At 35.3% G+C, this 15,650-nt stretch carries 16 protein-coding genes and 1 tRNA gene; 5 read left to right on the forward strand and 12 right to left on the reverse strand.

Annotated features, from left to right (window positions below):
• Positions 1-46 precede the first annotated feature (46 nt).
• The 4 genes from BBI01_RS05375 to BBI01_RS05390 all read right to left on the reverse strand — a co-directional run bounded on the left by BBI01_RS05375 (position 47) and on the right by BBI01_RS05390 (position 4,977).
• Complete coding sequence (locus BBI01_RS05375) at positions 47-3,217, reverse strand: ABC transporter permease/M1 family aminopeptidase (RefSeq protein WP_065393653.1); 3,171 nt, start codon at positions 3,215-3,217, stop codon at positions 47-49.
• 2 nt (positions 3,218-3,219) lie between these two features.
• Positions 3,220-4,092, reverse strand: coding sequence for an ABC transporter ATP-binding protein (locus tag BBI01_RS05380; RefSeq protein ID WP_065393654.1), 873 nt, complete (start codon positions 4,090-4,092; stop codon positions 3,220-3,222).
• Positions 4,093-4,256: 164 nt separating this feature from the next.
• Positions 4,257-4,460: a helix-turn-helix domain-containing protein gene (locus BBI01_RS05385; RefSeq protein ID WP_045494476.1), complete on the reverse strand. Its 204-nt coding sequence runs from the start codon at positions 4,458-4,460 to the stop codon at positions 4,257-4,259.
• A gap of 1 nt (position 4,461) precedes the next feature.
• Entirely contained in the window at positions 4,462-4,977 is a 516-nt protein-coding gene (locus tag BBI01_RS05390; RefSeq protein ID WP_065393655.1) for a DUF2975 domain-containing protein, read from the reverse strand.
• 167 nt (positions 4,978-5,144) lie between these two features.
• Between BBI01_RS05390 and BBI01_RS05395 the strand changes: the two genes are divergently transcribed.
• On the forward strand, positions 5,145-5,486 hold the full coding sequence (locus BBI01_RS05395) for a TfoX/Sxy family protein (RefSeq protein ID WP_065393656.1): 342 nt from the start codon (positions 5,145-5,147) through the stop codon (positions 5,484-5,486).
• A 77-nt stretch (positions 5,487-5,563) separates the two neighbouring features.
• Here BBI01_RS05395 and BBI01_RS05400 read toward each other — a convergent pair whose 3' ends face one another.
• From BBI01_RS05400 to BBI01_RS22730, 5 genes are read right to left on the reverse strand one after another with little or no spacing between them, the layout of a single operon-like run.
• Positions 5,564-6,622 (reverse strand): nucleotidyltransferase domain-containing protein, encoded by a 1,059-nt coding sequence (locus BBI01_RS05400; protein WP_065393657.1) that lies wholly within the window; start codon positions 6,620-6,622, stop codon positions 5,564-5,566.
• Positions 6,623-6,643: 21 nt separating this feature from the next.
• Positions 6,644-7,204: a hypothetical protein gene (locus tag BBI01_RS05405; protein WP_065393658.1), complete on the reverse strand. Its 561-nt coding sequence runs from the start codon at positions 7,202-7,204 to the stop codon at positions 6,644-6,646.
• A 23-nt stretch (positions 7,205-7,227) separates the two neighbouring features.
• Positions 7,228-7,839, reverse strand: a complete 612-nt coding sequence (locus BBI01_RS05410) for a hypothetical protein (protein ID WP_065393659.1) — start codon at positions 7,837-7,839, stop codon at positions 7,228-7,230.
• A gap of 59 nt (positions 7,840-7,898) precedes the next feature.
• On the reverse strand, positions 7,899-8,648 hold the full coding sequence (locus BBI01_RS05415) for a nucleotidyltransferase domain-containing protein (RefSeq protein ID WP_065393660.1): 750 nt from the start codon (positions 8,646-8,648) through the stop codon (positions 7,899-7,901).
• A gap of 48 nt (positions 8,649-8,696) precedes the next feature.
• Positions 8,697-8,867 carry a hypothetical protein gene (locus BBI01_RS22730; protein ID WP_165602224.1) on the reverse strand — a complete coding sequence of 57 codons (171 nt, stop codon included), beginning with the start codon at positions 8,865-8,867 and terminating at the stop codon, positions 8,697-8,699.
• A gap of 59 nt (positions 8,868-8,926) precedes the next feature.
• On the opposite strand from BBI01_RS22730, the gene cobT reads away from it, so the two are divergent.
• Genes cobT through cobC form a run of 3 tightly spaced genes read left to right on the forward strand, consistent with a single transcriptional unit; the run spans position 8,927 to position 11,253 of the window.
• Positions 8,927-9,931 carry a nicotinate-nucleotide--dimethylbenzimidazole phosphoribosyltransferase gene (gene cobT / locus BBI01_RS05420; protein ID WP_065393661.1) on the forward strand — a complete coding sequence of 335 codons (1,005 nt, stop codon included), beginning with the start codon at positions 8,927-8,929 and terminating at the stop codon, positions 9,929-9,931.
• Positions 9,932-10,714: an adenosylcobinamide-GDP ribazoletransferase gene (locus BBI01_RS05425; RefSeq protein ID WP_083190016.1), complete on the forward strand. Its 783-nt coding sequence runs from the start codon at positions 9,932-9,934 to the stop codon at positions 10,712-10,714. It abuts the gene before it with no gap.
• Positions 10,699-11,253 (forward strand): alpha-ribazole phosphatase family protein, encoded by a 555-nt coding sequence (cobC, locus tag BBI01_RS05430; protein ID WP_065393662.1) that lies wholly within the window; start codon positions 10,699-10,701, stop codon positions 11,251-11,253. Before BBI01_RS05425 ends, cobC begins: the two co-directional genes overlap by 16 nt.
• 249 nt (positions 11,254-11,502) lie before the next feature.
• On the opposite strand, the gene BBI01_RS05435 is transcribed toward cobC, so the two are convergent.
• The 3 genes from BBI01_RS05435 to BBI01_RS05440 form a co-directional block, all read right to left on the reverse strand.
• Entirely contained in the window at positions 11,503-13,257 is a 1,755-nt protein-coding gene (locus tag BBI01_RS05435; RefSeq protein ID WP_065393663.1) for a hypothetical protein, read from the reverse strand.
• 199 nt (positions 13,258-13,456) lie between these two features.
• A tRNA-OTHER gene (locus tag BBI01_RS22735) sits at positions 13,457-13,564 on the reverse strand.
• 123 nt (positions 13,565-13,687) lie between these two features.
• Positions 13,688-15,070, reverse strand: a complete 1,383-nt coding sequence (locus BBI01_RS05440; RefSeq protein ID WP_065393664.1) for an RtcB family protein — start codon at positions 15,068-15,070, stop codon at positions 13,688-13,690.
• A gap of 163 nt (positions 15,071-15,233) precedes the next feature.
• Here BBI01_RS05440 and BBI01_RS05445 point away from each other — a divergent pair, with 163 nt between their 5' ends.
• Entirely contained in the window at positions 15,234-15,569 is a 336-nt protein-coding gene (locus BBI01_RS05445) for a HopJ type III effector protein (RefSeq protein WP_065393665.1), read from the forward strand.
• Positions 15,570-15,650: the final 81 nt, after the last annotated feature.

Raw genomic sequence — 15,650 nt, forward strand, 5'->3', positions numbered from 1 at the left:
CTCATTTTTCCTGTATTGAAAGGCATTAGGTTCAAATAAAATAAGATTACTTTTCTTTAAATAATTGATCGATCTGTTTTTTGATATGCTCATTGGGAGCAATTTTATAAAACTCATACAACAGATCCATTGAAGATGGTTTCTTGGGATATTGATTATTGTTCAGGAAGTTCTTCAATGCTGTATTTACCTTATTTTCGCCTACTAAATCACTTAATTGAACCATTGCCACAGCGCCTTTGGAATAAGAAATATGAGGAACATCTCCTGTGGCTCTGTAGATGGGAAGGTCTTCAAATAATCCTTTCTCATTGTCGTAAATCTGTTGGTGAACCTTTATTCTTTCCATCATTTTTGCTTTTCCATGCATCTTTTTATAAAGCATCATTTCTGTATACATGGCAAGAGTTTCGGTGAGCATTACCGCACCCTCTCTGTTATCCGGATTGATCTGGCTGTTTCCCCACCAAAGATGGGAGAGCTCATGTCCGGCAAGTTCATTAATCACATCCTGTTTTTGATCTGCATGAATATTGGCGTGAAAAACCATATCCTCAGGCATAAAAATGACAGAAGGGTAGGCGGTGGCAGCAAAGCCTCTGGTAAACGAAGATATTTCAGCAAAATTGATTATTTTAAAAGGATATTTTCCAAAATTCTGTTGACAATAATCCAGTGTATGTTTGGTATTTTCAAGAAGATGATTCACATTCTCAAAATGCTTTTTGTGATAGAAAATATTTACGGTTATTCCTTTGTAATCAATACTTTTTACCTGATATTCTGCTGAAGACACGGCAAAACGAAAAGGAATGTTCTCTGATTTATATTGAAAATAATTTCGGTCTGATGACGTCCATGATTTTACCAGATCACCGGTTCCTATAGCGGTCTGCTCTTTTTCAGTAGAAACAATCATGTTGAGATTGATAAAGTCTTTTTTAGACACTTCCGGAGCTTCCGGTTTTAAAATTTCAGTTAATTTTCCAAGTTTGTACTGGTCTCTTATATGCTGATCCTGAATTTCAAAATCCTTTTGATAACCGATGGTTGGATAATACCTACTAATCCTCATAAAGGAACCATTTTCAACGATGGCATTAAATGACTGATGTCCGTTTACTGCAAACCATTTATAGGAGATTTTAAATTCCAGGGAAGCTGTGGCATTAGACGGTAATACTTTTTTTAATGATATTTCGGAAGTATTTTGATCTATATGTATGGTTTCAGTCTCAGATTTAAATATTGCTTCTTCGAAACTCAGATCAGTATTAAAATTGATCAGTATTTTATCAATGGATTTCTCGGTTTGATTTTTTAAGATGTATTTTCCGGTAATTTCATAAGAATTTGCCGATGGATAGAGCTTTATTTCAGTGGTGACATCCGTAATATCAGGTTGTGGGAGATTTTCATATTTTCGGAAATTCTTTTCATACTGAACGGAACTCTGAATCTCTTTCTCTGGATCTTTAGGAAGATAGCCTTTCATAAAATAACTTCCTGCAACGATTCCTGAAATACACAAAATAATGATGAAAAGTAATTGTTTAAAGTGAACTTTTTTAAGCTTAATCAAAGTATTTAACATCCATAATGAAGCGATGATTCCCGTTCCGAATAATAATCTTTGAGCAAATGCTTTTTCATAAATTCCATACCCATTAAAATCACTGTAAGTCCCTTTGAAATCTGAAAATATTCTGATAAGAGGATAGGGAAGAAGTTTACCGGAAGCAGGACCTGCAAGGGTGAAAAAAAACAAAACAGATATTCCCAGAGCAATAAACTTGTGAGGAATTCTATCGTTGATCAACAAAATGAATCCGGAAAATAAGATGAGCGGAAAAGTATTGAAAAGAAAAACAGCGAGATAAGCATTCCAATCGATATGAAAATATTGATATGCAGCCTGAAAGATAATGCCTTCCATAATTAAAATGACAGTAAAAAAGAACAATAAAATACTTATGGAAAAGAAATGTCCTGCTAATTTATTTTTTGAATAAAAAGTGCTGTTCTCAATCAGAATGAAACCTGATGAACGGGATCTCCAATACAGATCATTAATAAAATACGCTGCGATGATCAACCCAATGAAGTGAAAATTCTCTGAAATAGTGGTGGCAAGAAGCCCCGAGCTCGCATATTTCTGAGGAAGACGAATTCCTTTTTCAATTTCGGCATACATTTCCATCCCTACCGCAAAGATCAGGAGAATAGAAACAGCCGGAACTGTAATGCTTTTGAAGAGGTATATCAGATCAATGTTAGCAAATGATAGTATTGATTTCAAGGAAGAGCTTGTGCTATAATCAGACTGAACTGTAGAGTATTTCGTTTGTGAAATCTTAAACAAAGAATCAGTCAGGACAATTGTTTTCTTTGCTTTTTGTTTTGAAATATCAGAAAAGGAAAATAGATTTAAAGTAAGCAATAGAAGTCCTGAAGATATAAGAAGGAAGATGATCCTGTTAAAAAGTAAATATCCTGTGATGGAAACAATCTGTATATTTTTTTGCTTAGCAGTAAGTGATCTTGCCTCCATAAAGTAAGAGGATAATCCAAAAGGATCTAAAATGGCTGAAATCTGTTGTATTTCTAAAGATTGAGGTATGCTTCCAGCCATGAAAGGTGAATTGGAGAATAGCAAAATGATCATGTATAAAACATAAAGTAACAATCCCCCAATCACTACCAATAGCTTTTTTCTGCGGGTAAATGAGAGTAGAAAAAGAAAACTGCACACCAGAAAGGTATTGATGAATCCGAAAATGCACAAAGGATAGAGATAATGAATACTATTGAATCCCGCCTGAATTTCACTTCCGTTACGAAGGTTCTGTCCTATGATAAAGCCAAGCATCAGAAAGACAAAACTTAAAAATGTCTGTAGGAAATAGATTCCAAATTTTCCTTTCAGGTAAGTCTGTTTTGAGATAGGATATGAGAAGAGAACAGTATCAAATTTTGAATCCTGCTCTTTAAATAAGATCTGTAAAGCATAAATCGTGGCAAAAAATATAATGGAAAGACTCAGCATTCCGGTCATGAATCCAATGGTGTAAGGTGAGTTCAGATAAATTCCTTCCCCCACGGAAAGGTTGAACTGATTACCACAGAAAATACCGAGAAATACAAGAATTAAGGCAATAAGATACATAAGCCAGTGCTTGGTATTGCGTCTGACTTCAAAAGAAAATATGGCGTTCATGACTAAGGGTTTTGAGTTAAAGAATAAAAGTAAAAATGCTCCAGTAAAGGGTTTATAGGAATGAAATCTTTAGGAGTTTCTTCAGAAAAGACAGTGATATGATGTTTTCTTTCTATTAATTGTCTGCTGATGACTTCATACTGGGTGTAAAAGTTTTCCGGGTCATTCTGATCTAAAGATTTGGACCATATTTTATTTTCCAATTCAGCCATTAATTGTTTAGGTTCCCCTTTTCTGATGATTTGCCCATGATTCATCACAGCAATTTCAGAGCACAGGTTTCTTACGTCTTCCACCAAATGGGTGGAAAGAATAACAATAACGTCCTGACTGATATCATTCAACAGGATATTGAAACGGTTTCGCTCTTCGGGGTCTAATCCAGCGGTGGGTTCATCTACAATAATGATTTTAGGATCTCCCAATAATGCCTGAGCCACCCCGAAACGCTGCTTCATTCCTCCTGAGAAAGTATGAACTTCCTTGTTTTGGAAATCTGAAAGGTTAACTTTTTCAAGCAGATTCAATATCTGTTTTTTACGGAGGCTATTATCTGTAATGCCTTTCAATACTCCGATATGGTTAAGAAGGGCATAGGCTGAAATTTTAGGGTAAACTCCAAAATCTTGGGGGAGAAATCCTAAGTTTTTCTTGATAAATTCAGGGTTTTTGACAATATCAATATCATTGAAAAAAATGTTTCCCGAACTGGGTTTCTGCAAACCTACGATGGTTTTCATCAGGGAAGATTTTCCGGCTCCATTCGGACCTAAAAGCCCAAACATCCCGTTTTTTATTTCCAGTGAAATGTTGTTAATGGCTTGAAAACCATTTTTATACGTGAGGTTAAGATTGTTGATAGATAAGGTGTTCATAATGTTGAGTTTGGATAATAGAAAGTGAGGCAATCCTGTTGAGGATTACTTTTGTGTTGAATAATAAGAAGGATAAATAATAGACGAAGAGATGAGAGACCGAATTGATCTCTTTACATTCTAAACGTTACATCTTGAATTTTAAACTACGGAATCTCCTATATTTATTCCTTGTATTCCAGAATGTCTCCCGGTTGGCATTCCAGGATTTTGCAGATCGCTTCCAGAGTGTCAAAGCGCACACCTTTGGCTTTTCCGGTTTTCAGGATTGAAAGATTGACGGGTGTGATTCCCAGTTTTTCTGCCAATTCTTTACTCTGCATTTTTCGTTTGGCTAGCATGACATCTAAGTTGACTATAATTGGCATTTTAAATAAATAGATCTTGTTCGTTTTGCAAATGTAGTCCTTGCTTAAATATATTGGCAAGAAACAGACAGAAAATTCCAAGCATAAAGTGAATAAACACCAGTCCCCAGATCATACTTTCTACTTCCACGAAGAAACTCGCGATAATCACTATGGGAAGCGGAGTGAAAATATTAAACAGGTAAAATCTCTTAAGCTGAGCGATATGTTCTTTGGTAAAAAGTTTTGGCTGAAAAAATACCTTAAAAACTTTTGCAGAGAGCCAGAAAAAGATTCCATAAGAAAATAAGACCAGCATAAATGAAAAGATAATATAAGAATAATTGTTTTCTATATTCAGGAACGGCTGTTCTGTAAACGGATAATTGATGTGAAGGAATTTGCTGTTTTTATAAGGCGTCACAGAAAAATCTGTCGCAAGGCAGAACAGAGAGTATACCGCGGTTATTAAATATCCTCCCGATAAGACGGAGCAGATATAGAATAAAACTGTTGAAATAATTTTGGTCTGGTTCATATCACGATCATTAATTAGTATTACAAATGTATAATTAATTATCGTAAAACAATAATTAATTTAAGTGAAATTTTATTTATTAAAGCCCTGATGTATTAATGAAGTGAAATTAATGTTGTGATAATCAACGTTTTTTAATTAATTTTAAATGATAAAAACTTGAAATCATGGCTTATAGTACAGAACTTGCCGATCGGGTGCGTGAACGGCTTTCCATTGAGGGTAATATTGAGGTTGAAGAGAAGAAAATGTTCAGCGGACTATCTTTTCTGGTGAACGGAAAGATGTGTATTAATATCAGTCATGATAATCTGATGTGTCGCTACGATCCTGAATTGGAAGATGAGGTTTCGGAAAAGAAAGGATTTCTACCGATGATCATGAAAGGAAAACAGCTTAAAGGATATTGCTATGTAGAACCAATAGGCTTCCAAAAGGCGGATGATTTTGAATACTGGATAAAAATCTGTATTGATTATAATCCGAAGGCAAAAGTTTCGAAGAAGTGAGGATTATGGGTTTGAGAGTATTAGAGTGGGAATCTAATGTTGTAGTTTCCCACTATTCATTACTCATTATCAATGTTTCATGCATATAGTTTTTCTCTTATTTCAATCAGAATTTTTGTTGTTTTTTCCAGATCCGGAAAATCTGGGAGATTAGATTCTATGTATTGACTTTCAATGGACTGTATAAGAGCTTCAGCTTTTTGAAGTACTGATTCATACGACCAGTTTCCAGCTTTGATATCCAGTAATTCCTCCCGGTTTTCTACCTGAATCTGCAATGATTTTGTTTTAAAAATCTGTTCACAGGATTGCAACAAACGGATGGTGTGCATCATATTTTTGCTGTCATAGTTCTGTCCATGAGTTTTGTTAACGTTATAACGGTCTTCATTGCGTTCTTCTACCCATTTCCAGTATTCCCTGTAATCTTTGCAGTACGTAGAGTAGGCATCCAGATTGCAGAACAGATAAGCTTCCGGTTTTTCATCCTTTGGAACAGAAGATACAGAAACCTGATTGGCTTCTTCATGCTGGATAATTCCTTTATATCCTAATGTTTGTGAATCATCATAAAATAAGGCAAACATCCCCTTTGTATGATCAATACCTGTTAATCCACATTTTTCCTGAACTTTTCTTTTTGCTAACAACCACTTTTTCAATGAAACAGAATCTTGCTCTTCAAGGATAAAGCAAAAATCAAGAATAGACTTCCTTTCTTTATCCATGGGATTCAGAATCTTTTTATTAAGACCTTTCGCCTTTTTAATCTGAGAAACAGCATATCCGGCGAAAGTATCCTTGCATAGTTTGGAGAGAAAATCTTCTGGTTTCAACAGATCCATCAATGGATGTTTGTACAGAATACAATCCTCAGGACTTGCTAAAACCTCCAGAATATTAGGATTATTCTTTTGTAACAACTCCACAAACCTCCCGATTTCATAATAAGTAATATCATTCGTCTCATTGGAAATTTGCGGAATGTAGTTCAGCCCAAAGAAATCTTCCTTCGGCAGATAATAAACTCCACGGATGTCCGTATCTGAAGTTTCAGTGGCAAGCCCGAAAGCGCGGCTACCTGAGATGGCTTCGAAGAGGAGTAGGTTTTTGTTTTTGAGGTCTTGGATGGTCATATAATTATTAAAAAGTATTTTTTATAGTATTTTTTCCTGCCAACCAAAAGATCCCCTGATAAGCTCCGGTAAAGGCTTAAAATGTGTAAGATATTTGTATTGTATTCCTGTTGTTGTTTTATAAGTTGATAAATTATAGCCTATATTGCCTTTTTCTTCTTTATTGATAACGAGATTATCATGATCACCCAGATCCATGGTAATGATGAGTTCTTCACCCGTTTTTTTGAACTCTTCATAACATTTGTTGATGAACTCAAAATCAGGATTCGTTCTGTCAAAACAATTTTCTTTGATACGATATTCATACACAGCGTCATCAAGCTGTTCTGATAATTTAGCCAAATCAGCATTCTGACCATGAATTTCTTTGTATCGGGTCACAACTAATTCAATAAAGGGCTCTGTATAGAAAATGATAAAACTATCATTATCCACATGCCAGAAAATACTGTAGAAATAATTGTTTTTAGGAAGATCATATCTTTTGAAAGTTTCTATCACTAATAAAGGGACTTCAAGTCCTATCTCTTCCTTTAATAGTTTACATCTTTCTTCAAACGGATGTGTTGTATTTTCCATTGCAGATTCATGAGTTTTATTTTTTATTGATTTGAATATTGACCTATTTCCCGAATACGATCACTGATAGGTGTATAGTTTTCTAAAATACGATAACTTATGATGTTGTTATTATATTCAATATCTGCTGTCATACCATGATAACACCCTCCGGAATACCCCTTTTTATCACTGGTCATAATGAGATATTCACCACCACCACAATCTGCATAAACATTCAGGGTAATGATGAGGTCTTCCTTGTTTCGTCCTCGTTCTTCATAGCATTGATCAATAAATGACAGGTCAATATTTTCAGCCTCAAAGCTATTCTTTTTACGTTTATATTCCAATTCGGCTTCTTCCAGCATATTCTGAAGAACTTTCCAATCTGCATTGCTTCCAAACTTTTCATCAAATCTTTTCATAATATACTTCACAAAGTTTTCTGTATAAAAGACAAATTCAAAGTCATCATAATTAATTTCTTCCCAAAAAATTCTGTAATGAACTTGATCCTTAGAAATTTGATTTTTGGTGAAGAAATCTTTATAAACATCAGGGATTATCAATCCGTACTCATTTTTTAGATATTCACACCTTTCAATAAAAGGATGTACTTTTTCTTTCTCTTTAGAAATTATTTTCTCAACCACTTTTTGAGTGGCCTGAGTTTCTTTTTTTTGAAAAAATTAAATATGTTCATCATTCTTCTTTAAAGTTTTAATATCTCCCTAAAAACCCTCTCCATATCTTTTTTATTCGCATTTCCACTTCTCAAACTCTTCGATTTTTCCTCATTATAAGCTATAGTCTTTTCCAAAAACTCAAACAACTCCCAATCATTCGGGTGATAATAGGCTTCTCCTTTGGTGGCTTTTAAGGCTATAAGTTCTTCTATTTTTGTTCTGGTTTCATTGTTCACTAAAACAAGCAACTCGCTAAACAATACCGGTGGTACCGTTCCTTTTTCTATGATCCATTTTCCGGTTAATGCAGTTCTCAGACAATAAAAATAACTTTTTAATTTTACTTCATCAGCTCTGCAGGCTTCCAGGTATTTTTTACTCATACTTAAATAATGATAGGAAACCGCTACCGGTGAAAAACAGGCATCAGCTAATGGTCTGAAAAGCTCTACAAACTTTGTATTTTCATTATAAACGATAGGAGAGTAGAACCAGCTTAATAAAGCTGCATTTGATTTGAGCAGAAGATGAAAAGTCTTTCGGAGATCCCATCCGGAACCATCCAGATCATCTTCCGTCATAAATTCTATTGTTTCATCTTTATCCCAAGGTGAAAGATACCAGTCTTTTTCATGGCGGTATATAAAACGTATGTCATAATCGCTGTCAGGCGATGCAAAACCCCAAGCTCTGCTTCCGGATTCAACAGCAAGAAGTACTTCTACACCGCGCGTAGCTTCCACTTCTTTTATCTTTTCTAATATTTTTGGTGTCATTGTTTTCAATTTTATAGTGCAAAGTAAGAGATGTTGTGCGCAATGTACTTACGTAGAGTTTTTTTGATTCGTGATAGGAGATGAAAACTTTCGAGGTATAAGGTTTAATGTTGTCAACTTTTCAATATTGACTCCGATATTCTTTTTCAACCTTTCTTGTCTCTCATCTCTTCGCCTATGATCTATTTTCTCTCCATCCATTGTACAAACATTGCTCATAATACTCCTTATTTCACTAATATTGCACTTTCTCTATTTAACATAACTACTTTATATCCATGTTGACAACAGAATTACAGCATAAAATTGATTTTAAAACCAAACCTCTTGGCGCATTAGGACATCTGGAACATCTAGCTCACAAAATAGGAATGGTTCAAAATACGACTTCTCCTCAACTATGCAATCCTCACATGGTCGTTTTTGCTGCCGATCACGGAATTGCTACTGCAGGAGTAAGTGCCTATCCGCAGGAAGTGACGTATCAGATGGTGATGAATTTTCTGGGTGGCGGAGCAGCAATCAATGTATTTTGCAGACAACAGGGAATTAATATTAAGATCGTTGATGCCGGTGTCAATTTTGATTTCCCTGAAGGATTAAAATTAATAGATAAAAAAGTCAGAAAATCAAGTCGTAATATTCTGGAAGAACCAGCAATGACTTCAGAAGAATATCAGCAGGCTTTAGATAACGGAAGATCCGTAGTGACAGAGATTGCAGAAACTGGTTGTAATATTATCGGTTTCGGAGAAATGGGAATCGGAAATACTTCTGCTTCTTCACTGATGATGAGCAAACTGTTTAATTTTCCTATTATAAGCTGCATTGGACGTGGTACAGGTTTAAATGATGATCAGCTGCAGAATAAAATCAATATTTTATCAGTTGCAATAGAGAAATATCCTAATGTAACCACTCCTGATGAGGTTGCCCAAACTTTTGGAGGTTTGGAAATTGCCCAGATGATCGGTGCGATGGAAGAAGCTTACCGTCAGAATATGCTGATCATGGTAGACGGATTTATTGCAACCGTTGCATTGGCTACTGCATGGAAAAAGAACCCTGAAATCCTTAAAAATTCTATATTCTGCCATGTAAGTGACGAAAATGCTCACCTTCAGCTGCTTGAATTGTTGGGACAGAAAGCTCTGTTAAATCTTAATCTACGTTTGGGAGAAGGAACAGGCTGTGCCTTAGCATACCCGATTATCCAAAGTGCAGTTAATTTCCTGAACGAAATGTCCAGTTTTGAAGACGCTCAGGTTTCAAATAAAGAATAAATGAAGACTATAAAAAATGAACTGATCTACTTTGCAACGGCACTGATGTTCTTTACCAGAATTCCGGTTCCGTTTACCATTCCGTATTCCGGTGAGATTATGAATAAATCGCAGAAGTATTTTTCATGGATCGGGTTTTTGGTGGGTGTGATTAATGCTGCCATTCTCTATTTTTCCACACAGCTTTTTAATCTGGAAATAGGAATTGTGCTTATGATGATCGGGAGTGTTTTGCTTACCGGAGCTTTTCATGAGGATGGTTTTACAGATATGTGTGATAGTTTTGGAGGTGGATATGGAAAAGAAAAGATCCTCACTATCATGAAAGACAGTAGAGTAGGAGCGTATGGTACCATAGGGATTATTTTATTGTTTGTCTTAAAATTCTTTAGTATTCAGGCATTAGGAACAGTTGATCTATGGAAAACGTTAACCATTGTTATTCTTGCTCACACGGTAAGTCGTTTTATTTCAGGAACGATGATCTATACCCATCAGTATGTGACGGATATTGATGTAAGCAAATCAAAACCTTTAGCCAATAAACCCTTGGATGGAATGGCTCTTGTCATAGGTTTTATCAGTGTTCTGATTTCTTTTGCTTTAATTCCTGATTGGCGTCTGATTGGTGCTTTTGCCCTTGCTTATTTAGGGAAAATCTGTATGGGATGGTATTTTAAAAAACATATCGGAGGCTATACAGGAGATTGTCTCGGAGCTGTACAGCAGGTTTGTGAAGTTTTGTTTTACCTTGGAACAATGATCGTATGGAAATTCATCTGATAAGACATACAGCCGTAGAGAATCCTGAAAATCTGTGTTATGGGTTTGCAGAAATGCCTTTACGAAAAGAGTATCAGGAAGATTTTAAAGCTATAAATCTGGATGCCGATTTTGATTATATCGTTTCAAGCCCGGCACAGCGTTGTTGTCTTTTGGCTGAACATTTTAAATTGAAGTATTCAACTGATGAAAGACTTCGGGAAATGAATTTCGGAAACTGGGAGTTAATAAAATGGACAGAAATTCCGGAAGAAGAAATTAATCCCTGGTACAAAGATTTTATTCATATAAAACCTTCAGGCGGAGAAAATCTCCTTGAAATGCAGAGCCGTGTCCTTAATTTTTGGAATGAATTAATTACTAAAAAAGATGTTAGAAAAGTTCTGATTATTGCTCATGCCGGAGTAATCCGTTTAATTCTACAATCAGTGTTGAAGTTTCCATTAGAAAATATGTTCAACATTCAGATTGATTATGGAAAGAAAGTCATTATTGAAGCGAAAGAAGACTATTTTTCCATCAAAAAAGTAAATGGATAATAATCATTTAATCTAAAAAGAAATCTGCATTATCTGCTCAATCTGCGAGAGTAAAAAATCCGTAAAACCTATGGGAATAAAATGTTCCCACAGATCACATAAATCGCACAGATACTACGCTTTATTTATCAATACACTTTGTCATTCCGTGGGAATCTATTTCATTATTTTTTATATTTAAAGATCAAAATGATATTAACTAAGTATTAAAAAAGCCACATGATAAAATCACATGGCTTTTGAAAATATTTATTTAAAAATTTTAATAAAGCTATCTTTTTCCAGCGTTTCCAGAGAAAAATCAAAATCAGCTTCCGCTTTTTCTGTTGTAATCTCTGCACCCAGCTCTTTAATAAGCTCATTGAAGGACATTGCTTCATACCATTGCTGATACAATGCACTTGTTGCCATTACAGATACTTCCGTATTTCCTGAAACATGAGAATGACCCGCTCCGAAATTCAACAGTACAAAACACTGTTTTTCGTTTTTAGGCAGCAGCATTCCCAGAATCATTTGCTTCTGTACAGAATTACATCTGGCTTCGGCAAGGAGGTTGTTAGGATTCATCATATAATCATAGGAAATATTATCTCCTTTTCCGATAACGATTTTATATCCACAGTTGACATCTCCGCTGAAGACGTTGTTCATGACAAGCGTTGGAGTGCTTAGCCCTTTATTGGCATAAAGATATTCAACAGCACCGTTAGGCGCAGAAGTCATATCTCCGGAATACATCAATTGTCCTTCAGCATAATTATAAGCGGCATTCCAACCTATTTTTCCAGCGATATTCAGTCCTGAAAGATCAAGGTCACGAGCGCCCCATTTATCTTCCCAATAGATACCAACGGCTAGTTTCTCTCCATAAAAACGGGTTCCGGTAGGAATATTTCCAACAAACATTTTTTCAGAAGTTGGAAGGGCAAACTCTATATTCTCAGGGAAATAGAATTTCTTTCCGGAAATATTTTCATACTTCAGCTTCAGGAAATCCAAAATAAATTCATAATTGAACTGGTTCACATAGGTTTCCTTACCTTTTTTAACCCACGATTTTCCGTTTCTGATTCTGTACACAAAAGTATCCTGTCCATACATTCTTGAGTAACACGCTGATAATGCTTTGAATAACGCAAACGGTGTCGCATTTTCCAGCCAATGCCAATCGCTGTTTTCCAGCAAGGTGTTGGTGGCATCGTTCAATGGATTAGAAATTAATGGTTTATGATATACTTTAGACAACTTTGAGATTTTATTAATCGTTTTTGGTGCTCTGTTTTTATAAGCAAGGAATAATGGCTTAAATCTGTTGAAAATCTCTGCCAGCTTTTCCATACCAAAGCTTTCAAACAGATAAGTTGGGTTAAAATTACTTTGCTTAATTAAACCAATCAATTCATCATTTTTGATTAATAGCGTCGTTTGGGTGGTCTTATAGATCACATAACGGAAAAATTCAACAGGGTTTTCAGGATAAATATCGTATCGATCAGCTATTTTTATAATGGCTTCCTTATTTCTTATATTTTCTTTTCCTGTAAAATCATATTCCAGTTCCGTATGCAGAATATACAGCAAATCATCAATCGTTTCTTCTTTCAAAGCAATTCCCGACTTCAATAGAGAAAGACATTTTTCCTGCATTTCTTCTACTGTATAAGCTTTTATGACTTTAAAGATCAGCTTTGTATCAGGAACATTCAATATTTCTTTAGGAATATAGATCTCACTCTGGAAGTCACTTCCATAGGTTGAAATATAATGTTGAATCTGCTCAAGAAACAAATCAAATCTGGAAGTGCTTTTTATTTTGTCCCAAGATTTATGGAATGTTTTATTTAAATCATTTCCCTTCAGTTTTTCTTTTGAATAATAGGAAATAATCTCCTTTTTTGCCCAAACTGCATGAGGTTCAATAATAAAACCGTCGTTAGAAATAAATGGCTCTGAATCTGATTCCTTAGCCAATACAGCATTGAATAATTGTAATGTTTTCATTGTTTTAATTTTAAAAAAATAAGTGAGGAGTATGTTCATTAAAAGTGAAGTGTTATAGGAACTCCTTTTACCTATAATTTTATAAAAGCGGGGAGTAATTTATCCAAAAAATATAGGAACTCCCTTTGCCTTATAATTTGTAAAAAAGGCGGAAAGTATTTCTAACATATAGGAACTTTCTTTGCCTGAAATTTTATTGAGGAGCAGACAGGGCTCGAACCTGTGACACACAATTGGGATTCATAGGAACTTTATTTGCCTGTAGCGAAAAGTAATTTTGTTGCTCTACCATCTGAGCTACTGCCCCTGCCGTATGAAAAAAGTTTTCATGAACCTTACAGGCTTTTACACCCATAAGGTTTTGTTATTAGTTTTGGTTGTTTTGTAAACATTACCGATTTTCAAAACCTGTAAGGTTTACTATTAAAAATTATGCTTTTCTATATTTTTTCTTTTTCTTCCATGGTGCATTTTTCTGAACGTCACCAGCCATAATACATCCGTAAGGCATCACTTCATCCAGTACTTCACAAAGTCCGTATTCCTCAATCTGTGTTCTTACATTAGCCGCACTTTTATAAGCACTTGGCAGCTCAGAAATATCAATTTCATTGGAATAGAATCTGATATCCAATCCAGCAGTTTCTTCATTGAAGATCTCTTCAGTGGTTTTATGTGCTAAAGATTTCTTATGTTGGCTTCTGCTAAAATTTCTTCCTGCTCCGTGTGGTGCAAAACCAAGGTTTCTTTCATTCGTTTTACCCTGAACAATCAATACAGGTTCCGCCATATTCAAAGGAATCAATCTCGGTCCTGTAATATCAGGCATAAATTTATCATCCAGTGGAGTTGCCCCTTTAGCATGAAAGAAAAGGTCTCCATCCTTGAAAACGAAATTATGTTCGTTCCAATATCTGTCCTCTTTTTCCATTTCAAGCTTATTCAGAACAGCATCATGAATGTTGGTATGATTTTCCTTCGTCCATGTTCTTATTAACTGAAGTGCTTCCCAATATGATTCCCCTTCCTCAGTATCATACGGAATCCAAGCATTTTCTCTTAATGTTTCAGGAGAAATATCCTGTCTGAAACGGTTGGCAACCTTCATTCCTTTATCATATAATGCAGCTCCCGGAGCTCTTGATCCGTGGTGAGTCACCAGCATTGTATTTCCTGTATTTTTAGAAATTCCAACGAAAAGGAAATGATTTCCATCTCCCTGAGTTCCCATATGAGAACGGGCAATACTGATCAGTTTTTCATCATTTAAGAATATATTTTCTCTGAAGGCATCCATCAATTCCTGAGACATCGGCATTTGCTCACCTCTTGGTCTTCCTCCGTACCCAAAATGTGTTACAGAATGAGCTGCATCAAGAACTTCCTTAGGATTTGCCTTTCCAAAGTCAGTCAACATCACAGAACAACAGATATCAGCACTATGGAATCCAGGGTGAATAGCATTCTTTGCCACTACCACACCACCTACAGGAATCTGACCAACAGGACCTGTAGGACAGGCATCCGGCATTAAAGCACCTCCAACCAATGTTGGCGTTTTCATCAGTACTTCCATCGTTTTGATGACCTTTTCTACATTGTCGTTTTCACTTTCGTCTTCAGCTTTGATGTTGATTATAAAATCTTTAGCCGTTTCATGAAGCGGAATAATATCAGGTTGTTTGAACTGTTCCAGATATTCAGTGATCTGATCTTCATTCAGATTATTTTCATTGATATATGTAATGGCATCTTTAAACCATTTCGCTGGTCTATATCCTAATTCAATTAAGTGATTTCCGTTAAATTCCATTGTTATTTCATTTTGATAATGCAAAGTAACAACCTTATTGCGCAATAGTTTTGCGCAGATAAGAAAATTTTGTTTAATTTTACAAAAAATAGAAAATGACAGAGAATTTCCGGTTCTGTAACTGGTTTAAATCATCTGTATACAATATAAAAATCCATAGACTATGTTATTATTAGAACAACTACAGCATTTTCCCGAGACTATTCAATTCAGTGAAGTCATTGCTTATATAGATGCCCACTACGATTTTACGCCAACAGCATTTAAAAACGGAAATACAAGAAATGAAGAAGGACAGAATAACGGTTCCTGCAAGATTTTCGGTTTTGCCTCTTACAATGGCTTAACGAAAGAACAAACACTTCCGCTTTTTGGGGAATTCTACAGAGATGATGTACTTAAAAACCCTAAAGGAACAGATCATCAGAATATCAGAAACTTTATGGAATTCGGATGGGACGGATTGATCTTTGAAGGAAATCCCCTGAAGGAAAAATAAATTTTCGGTTGAGAAAGTAAAGATATTTAATGAAGATGTTTTCTATTCGCATCTTAACCTAATCAGCTTTAAACAAAAAGT

The sequence above is a fragment of the Chryseobacterium artocarpi genome, assembly GCF_001684975.1.
Classification (GTDB): Bacteria; Bacteroidota; Bacteroidia; order Flavobacteriales; family Weeksellaceae; genus Chryseobacterium; species Chryseobacterium artocarpi.